The sequence below is a fragment of the Fibrobacter sp. genome (assembly GCA_012523595.1).
In the GTDB taxonomy this organism is placed as follows: domain Bacteria; phylum Fibrobacterota; class Chitinivibrionia; order Chitinivibrionales; family Chitinispirillaceae; genus JAAYIG01.
The window spans coordinates 1-8,154 of sequence record JAAYIG010000030.1; the positions used below are offsets into that span (position 1 = coordinate 1).

6 protein-coding genes and 1 other RNA gene are annotated in these 8,154 nt (G+C 45.4%); 2 read left to right on the forward strand and 5 right to left on the reverse strand.

The window, feature by feature from the left end; translation table 11 throughout:
* Positions 1-294: 294 nt before the first annotated feature.
* The 3 genes from ssrA to GX089_01425 all read right to left on the reverse strand — a co-directional run bounded on the left by ssrA (position 295) and on the right by GX089_01425 (position 2,793).
* Positions 295-646, reverse strand: a transfer-messenger RNA (tmRNA) gene (ssrA, locus tag GX089_01415).
* Between the two features lie 213 nt (positions 647-859).
* Positions 860-1,855: a LacI family transcriptional regulator gene (locus GX089_01420; protein NLP01132.1), complete on the reverse strand. Its 996-nt coding sequence runs from the start codon at positions 1,853-1,855 to the stop codon at positions 860-862.
* A 29-nt stretch (positions 1,856-1,884) separates the two neighbouring features.
* Entirely contained in the window at positions 1,885-2,793 is a 909-nt protein-coding gene (locus tag GX089_01425) for a hypothetical protein (GenBank protein NLP01133.1), read from the reverse strand.
* Positions 2,794-3,025: 232 nt separating this feature from the next.
* On the opposite strand from GX089_01425, the gene htpG reads away from it, so the two are divergent.
* Positions 3,026-4,918: a molecular chaperone HtpG gene (gene htpG, locus GX089_01430; GenBank protein NLP01134.1), complete on the forward strand. Its 1,893-nt coding sequence runs from the start codon at positions 3,026-3,028 to the stop codon at positions 4,916-4,918.
* 49 nt (positions 4,919-4,967) lie between these two features.
* The gene (locus GX089_01435; protein ID NLP01135.1) at positions 4,968-5,759 is read left to right on the forward strand and encodes an SAM-dependent chlorinase/fluorinase; all 792 of its coding nucleotides are present in this window, start codon (positions 4,968-4,970) and stop codon (positions 5,757-5,759) included.
* On the opposite strand, the gene GX089_01440 is transcribed toward GX089_01435, so the two are convergent.
* Positions 5,737-6,459, reverse strand: coding sequence for a hypothetical protein (locus GX089_01440; protein ID NLP01136.1), 723 nt, complete (start codon positions 6,457-6,459; stop codon positions 5,737-5,739). The two genes, GX089_01435 and GX089_01440, sit on opposite strands and share 23 nt — an antisense overlap.
* 616 nt (positions 6,460-7,075) lie before the next feature.
* Complete coding sequence (locus GX089_01445) at positions 7,076-8,134, reverse strand: hypothetical protein (GenBank protein NLP01137.1); 1,059 nt, start codon at positions 8,132-8,134, stop codon at positions 7,076-7,078.
* Positions 8,135-8,154: the final 20 nt, after the last annotated feature.

Consider the following 8,154-nt stretch of genomic DNA (forward strand, 5'->3'; position numbering starts at 1 on the left):
GGTCAGATAACTTGAGAATTACCGGTCAGATAACTGATAACAGGCACATAAATTGTATACCCTTCTCCGCCCGGTTTTTCCGGGAACCTCCAGTCGGCCTACGGCCTCCTTCCGGTTCCCGGAACTGTGGTTTCTTTAACTACACAAAATGTAGTTTATTGTTTTACGGAAAAGCGACATGAACTCAAAAACCGCGGGGTCGAAAAGTGGCGAAATTCACTGGAAAAACGGGCATAAACAACAAACCCTCCTCAAGCGGTATTCTCCGCGAGAGAAGGGTTCGTCGTTTACATTTGGTGGAGGTGAGGGGAGTTGAACCCCTGTCCGAAAGCCATTCAATATGAACCGCTACATGCTTAGTCCGCCTTTTAATCTCACCCCTCTGTGCGCCAGCGGACCCGCTTACAAAGAGGCCAGTGCCGGAATCTCATCGGGAAATCGGCACCCCCTTCCCGACCAGCACCTTATTGGCTCAAATGCAAAGAAGTGCGCTCCACATTCGAGTTGCCGCCTTATTTAGGCAGCCATTGCGTAAGAATAATCTTCGGCAATTATGATTTTCACCGGATGATTAACGAGGCCAACCGATGATCCTCGGCATGCTGCTCAGTATCTCCTGTCTCCCGTCGAAAGCCAGTACACCCCCGAAAGGATAAAAAAATTGAGTAAAGATTTGCTACGTAATATTCAAAGATCAGAAAACTTTTAACCGAATAAGTCTACTAAATATTAGTATTAATGACAGAAATATTTAATAATTAGTGCTTATCCATCCTGCATTAGTTTGATTACCGCCCCCAAATCGGGGTCGGTATCGGTATCGAAATTTTATACCGATACCGATCATGATTAAAGTACGTTATGCGCTCTCCCTGATAATAAACTTCGTCGGCAGTTCCTTATGCTTAATCCCGGATTCCCTGCCTTCGATTTTATCCACAATCATGTTGATCGCATAGTCACCCATCTCAAGCTTTGGCTGACGAACAGTGGTAAGCGATGGCTCAACGACCTCTGCCGCCGGGATATCATCATAACCCACAACCGCACAGTCCTGAGGAATACGCAAACCCTGCCTCTTGGCTTCCTTTACTATTCCAATAGCAACCATGTCACCGGCTGGAACAAATACAGATGTCACAGCGGGATTCGCCTGACGGATCTTGCTGAAGACCTCTTCCCCATTGGGCATTGTGTCATCATCGACATCAAAGACAATATCAGGGTTAAATGGGATGTTGTGGCGGAGCAGAGAGTTTTTGTACCCCTGAAGCCTCTCCTCTGTGGGTAAACCGTTTTTGCGGCTTATGACACAGGCAATACTCCTGTGACCTTTACTGATCAGATAATCTGTTGCCTCGGACGCACCCTGCTCATTATTGACATAAACTGAGTCGAGATTTTCGCATTTTCTGGCCACAACGATACTGGGAACACTCTCCTCCCGGAAAATGTTCAGGTCCTCCTCTGTAACAGTGGAACTTATCAGAATCACCCCGTCGATACGACGCTCCCTGGCCATCCGCTGGAATAACTGCGATTCACTTTCCTTCTGCCCTATTGTATCAAAGAGCTGAACTGTGTACTCGATATCCCGGTTTGTACTTTTTATCCCCTGGAGCACTCTGACAACAAAAGAGGACGCCAGATTGGGAACGATCACCCCGATAGAGTTTGATTTCTTTGTCGCAAGTCCCCTGGCGATGATATTAGGATAATAGTTTAATTCCTTGGCAATCTTAAGCACTTTCTTGCGGGTCGCATCGGAAATGTTGGGTTTATTGTTAATCACCATCGAGACGGTGGCACTTGTCACACCGGCACGTTCAGCAATGTCTTTCAAAGTTACAGTCATCTTTCACCATCCTTAGAGAGTTTACCCGTTCAAAATTTCATGTTTAATAATAACTGGGCACCATCACCTTGAGGCACAAGGTCAGGCCAGATTTTCATTTTTTCGTCGTAGTCGTGAAGATGGGCATCTACAACCGCATCAAAAATCCCGTAGAAATAAAAGAAAATTGAATACCAGAGATAAGTGTTTCTGTTTCGGAACGCGCTGCTGCGCTTAGACTCCCAGCTACGGTTAAATTCATCGTTAATTACGGATTTAATCTCCAGTTCATTGTCTGAATATTTACTTTTATCAAAAACCATCGCCTTTTCCGCTTCTCTCATTAACCGATGATAATTATAGGCAACAAACCCCAGTGAAACCTGCACCATCGCCACCAATCCCGCTTTGGAAAGGGAACCATTATAGATCTGCCCCAGACCCAGACCGGGAATCGCCGCAAGCCATGCAGCAACCGATGGATCTCTGTATCCCCCATCCTTTAAAACACCACTTGCATCCAGAGCATCGAGGATATTGAACAGATACCCTCCGATCATCCATGAGGCCATATTGTATGATTTGTACCTGGCCTCCAATACACTGTGCTCCATCTGCAAATAATTCTCAAACACCCTGGCACTGTCGATTCCCGTGCCTGTTCTGGCTTCCCTGAACAGATCATAGGCTTCCTGAGACCGCGCTTTTGATGTTTTATGCCAGAAGTAGCTTACAGAACCAGTAATGGCTTCGAGTGCAAGAAATGTACCAGCCTTGAGGTAATGACCGGTGTAAATCTGTCCACCCCCGGGTACCAGTAAAGACATCGCACCAGCCAATGCCGGTTTGTATGGAAACTTTAGACTGTCAGTATTCTCGATCCGAAGGCCATCGGGAGTCTCTGCCATCAGCAACCCCGAAAACAGCAGCAGTAACACCCCAAATATGGCTTTTTTCATAATTTAACCCTTTAAATAAAGATAATATATTGTATTGGCCAGAAAATGAATTACGGTCAGGTATTTACCCTTAGTGTACCCTTCTTTTTATTTGCCGGAGCTGTAACGAACCCCTTATATATCTTCCAAACACTCCCAGTTATTAATGGGGGCAAAAATTATTTTTACAGGATCACTACTCGCACAATCTTGTCTCAATTAACAACTTGATTTACATTCCGGGAGGTCAATGATGGCGGAAAATACAATTACCAATGAGCAGAATTTAGAATTCCAGACCGAAGCCAAACAACTTCTGCACCTCATGATCCATGCTCTCTACAGCCACAAGGAAGTTTTTATTCGCGAGCTGATCTCCAATGCATCAGATGCTCTCGACAAACTCAGATTCCAGTCCCTCACAAACCCATCTGTTCTTCCCCCTGATACCGAACTGTCGATCCATATAAAGCTGGACAAAAAAGCCAAAACATTTACCATCAGCGACAACGGTATCGGCATGAACCGCCAGGAAGTGATTGAAAATATCGGCACAATCGCAAGAAGCGGATCTAAAGCTTTCCTGGAGAAAATGACCGGAGACCAGAAAGCCGACTCAAACCTTATCGGCCAGTTCGGAGTAGGTTTCTATTCCGTATTCATGGTAGCAGAAAGTGTCAAGCTGGTTACCAAAAAGGCCGGCTGCCCTGATGAGCCTGCAGTGATGTGGGAATCTAAGGGGGAAAGTGAATTTACAATAAGTGACACCGAAAAAGAGGGACACGGCACAGAGATAACCCTTTACCTCAAAGAAGATGAATCTGCCTACACTGAAGACTGGCAGGTCCGTTCTATTATCAAGAAATATTCCGATTTTATCGTCTTCCCCATCTACCTTCCAAATGAAAAAGGACATGAGGAGGTTATCAACCAGACAAAACCTCTCTGGCGACGCTCTCAGTCGGAGATCACCCAGGAGCAATACGAGGAATTCTATCAGCAGGCACTTGGCGGTTTTGATAAACCACTTTCCATTCTTCACAGCCACGCAGAGGGTGTGATGGAGTACTCATGGATGCTCTTTATTCCATCATCATCTCCCTTTGACCTCTTCTCCATGGAACGCAAGCACGGAGTCAAGCTCTATGTCAAGCGGGTGTTTATTATGGACAACTGCAAAGAGCTGATTCCTGAATACCTTCGCTTTGTGAGAGGAATTGTCGATTCTGAAGATCTTCCTCTCAACATCTCCCGCGAGATGCTTCAGAAGAACCCTGTAATTGACAAAATCAGAAAAGCCCTTGTGGGGAAAATTCTGGGCAGGCTCAAGGAGATGGCGGAAAAGGAACCTGACAATTACAAAAAATTCTGGAATGAGTTCGGCCCGGTTTTCAAGGAGGGACTCCATACAGACTACGAAAACAAAGATAAACTCCTTGAACTGGTCCGCTTCCAGTCGTCGATGGCAGAGAAAGATGAACTGGTCTCACTGAAACAGTATGTTAACAGGATGAGAACAGACCAGAAAGAGATCTACTATATCACCGGTGAAAGCAGGGATATAGTCGAGAAGAGCCCTCATCTCGAGGTCTTCAAAGCCAAAAGTATCGAGGTGCTCTACCTTACTGATCCCATCGATGAGTTTATCGTAAATGACATCTACAATTATGACGGGAAAACGCTCAAATCTGTGGTTCAGGAGGATCTGGATCTGGGCGAGCTTGGCAAAGATGAGAAGGATATCAAGAAAAAAGCGGAATCAAAGTACAAGAAACTCACCGAACGGATTAAAAACATTTTAGGCGATGCCATAAAAGAGGTCCAGATCACCACCCGGCTCAAGGACAGTCCTGCATGCCTTGTTGCAGACAAGAACGGGATGGGTGTGCACATGGAAAAACTCATGAAGGCGATGGGTCATGAGGTCCCGAAGTCGCAGAGAATTCTCGAGATCAATCCGGAACACCCGCTTCTGATTAACATGAATGCCCGTTATGAGAAAGATCCCAAGGATCCTGAACTGGAGGAGTGGGTAAAGCTTCTTCTGGATCAGGCGCTTATCGCTGAAGGACAGATGGTTTCCGACCCTCTGGCCTTTTCTCAGAGGGTAAGCAAGCTGATGGTGAAGGCGTCATCGCAGCAGTAAACCCTTTTACGGTATGGGAAACATGCCGGAAAGGAATTTGTAAACATTTATGCCGGTAATTGCTCTGATTACAGATTTCGGAGAGAAAAACTGGTTTGCCGGAGAGATGAAAGGCATAATAAGCGCCATCTCTCCGGAGACCACTGTTATCGATATCACGCACCAGATTCCCCCCGGCGACATAAGAAGCGCCTGCTTTACGCTTCTTGCCTGCTACAGTTCTTTTCCGCAGGGAACAGTATTCTGCACTGTCGTTGATCCTGGCGTCGGCAGTTCCAGAAAAGCAATCGCTGCATCAAACGGGAAATTCTTCTTCGTCGGACCGGACAATGGAGTTCTCTCCTGGGCGCTCTCAAGGGAAAATGTCAAAACAGCGACTCATTTGACAAACAGCACCTGTTTCCGTCATCCTGTGAGCTCTACTTTTCATGGAAGAGATATCTTCGCGCCTGTATCGGCACACCTTTCCAGGGGAATGCCTCTGGAGAAATTAGGTCCTCAGTTTTCAGATTTCAGGCAGATCCCCTTCCCCGCTTCTACTCTTGACAATGGCAAGATCACCGGGGAAATCATCTGTGTCGATTCTTTCGGTAATCTCATTACAAGCATCGGAAACGCGATGATCACTCCTGAATATCAGAACTCATCGATGAAAATTCTCAAAACCGGTGAAACACTTCCATTCGGGAGATATTTCCAGCAGTTTAAGCCCCTCGACAGGCTTTATTATACCGGATCTGCGGGTTTTGTGGAGATTGCAGTAAACGGAGGGAACGCATCCGAGGTACTTGAGATTACTGTCGGTGATCGGGTTGAGATTACCGCTCCTGATCCCATCTAATCCCCTGAGGGACTTCGGCTTCACCCCTTGTGAGTTCAGTGTTGATTTTTGGATGCGATATCACCATTGAATCGATCAGTACAGATCCGGGCATGCTTCGTGTGATAATTGATAATGGAATTATGCTGCCGGCTTTGTAATTGAATCTGGTCTGTTCTATCATTGTTCCTGTGGAGTCAAACCATTCTATCACAGACGGCATCGATGATTCCCGGTTAACTCCGATATATTCCGTAAGCCCCTCCTCACTGCACCTGACAAATACCATCCCTGAATCGAGACTACCCTTGAACTTATATCCTGCAGGCTTATCTCTCAGCCACAGTAATCTTCCAAGCGGATCACATTCCCTCAGCAGACACTCTCCAGAAAGGCTTTCCCTGCGGCCCAGTTTCTTCTCAAGATCGAAACTCTGCATTTCTCTTCCGGTAAAGATCATCCTGAATTTCCCGGGAGAAGTGTAATTGTAAACTACCATACTGTCATTAAACGCTACCTTTCCCTCGCTGATGCGGGTCTCGCCGTTATAGAACTGGAACCTTTTTATATTGGCCTTGAGGGACTTTAGTTTTTTAAGGCTCTCAATTGTCTCTTCCAGCAGGGACTGGGGAGAGGAAACTGTTCCGGATGAAATGGAAAGAGAAAGCAATAGAACTAATAATAAGGATATTTTCCTGCGATAATCAGAGAAATGTTTCATATTTTCTTTCATAAGATTCTTAGGCTTCATTTGAAGAATGTCATATTTATTGATTTCAGTAAAGTCTGATTATGTCAATCAAAGTTAAACTGATTTATGTTCAGTTCAGGCTTTTTTTAATCTAATAATTTCGACAGTTTTGTACAATTTTTACTTCCACACATGCCCTCTACCATCAGTTTTTTATAAATCCCTTTCATGTTTTTTTCATGTAAAGTTATATTGTTTTTTTTAGGGGATGTCTCCCCTTACGCCCAAGCCCGTCGAAGACTCCGGTCTTGGGCTATTCTCTCTGTGCTGATATAGAGTAGTACCAGGCGGGTAACATTCTCAAGCTGGTTACACCCCTCTGCTTCTAATTCTTTACTGGTGGAATAAGAAACGATAATTGTATACGGATGATGTCTGAACTGTTATTTGTGATTATATTGACGAGGATGATTTTATCTCTACATACCCAGGCCTTCTGCCCGGGCCGTTAAATCCCGCCCCTTCAGGGCTACCACACTATTAGAAATCAAATATTTTCAAATCATCAAAGAAATTTATTCTCTGTAAGCATACTCAGGAGCACTATTCTGACGCTTACAAATCAAAACTGATCGCAGGCGCAGCCTTACAGTCCCCCACCGGGGGATTTAGGAAGCTTATTTCTTAAAAACTCTTTCCCAATTCTTCTGCCCTGAAGATTAAACCTGTTTCCTGAATGGTTATCTTTGATTGTAAGCAGGTTTTTATCAAAGCAGAGTGAACGGGAAAAACGCATCTGTTCCGATACTGACTTTTTCTGTAAAGGCATAATACCGGCCGCGGCAACATCTTCGGGTGAAGTAATAATCTGGCCACTATAACCCACCGCAACCAGAAGAGACCCTGTCCAGGTGATAGAATAGAGACTGTTGTAAGCAATATTAGGTTTACGGGTCCACGTAATCCCATCTGGTGAAGAATAAATGTAGTACCCTGCTGCAACCAGTTGACGTCCGGTCCATGTAACAGAACAGAAATTCTCTGTTGTTTCCACTTCACATGGAATCCAGTTTATTCCATCTGCAGATTTCATGATTTTTCCCACGGAACCGACAGCCACAATCTGTTCACCTGTCCAGACCGCAGAGAGAAAGTTGAATGTTGTATCCGTTGTCCTGTTTACCCAGACATTTCCATCCTGCGATGTCAGTATTGTACCCTTCTCTCCCAGCAATACAATCAGACTACCGGTCCAGACAACAGAATTTATCCTTCTCGAAATGTCAAGGTTTCTGCTGGTCCACAAGACACCATCTGTCGAGGTAAGAACAGTGCCAGAATCACCTGCTGCGATCAGAATGTCCCCTGCTTCAGACAAGCAGTAGAGGTCTGAGACAGTACCGGAAACCGCAGGAGTCCAGTTGATACAATCATCTGAATAGATGATTGTGCCGGAATCACCTGCGGCGAATGCTTTACCACCCATAAACGCTGCAGCCTCAAGACTTTGTTTTGTTCCTGAGTTCTGTGCAGTCCATATTTCCCCGTCAGGTGATGTGAGAATCTCTCCATTGAGCCCGCAGGTGAAAAGCTGTGTCCCGGTCCAGCAGACAGCCCCCAGGCTTTCAATCTTTTCTGAACATCTTTTTGTCCAGTTCAATCCATTGGGTGAAGTGTAAATTTCACCATACCCTCCCACTGCCATGGCCTCCTGCCCTGTCCAGA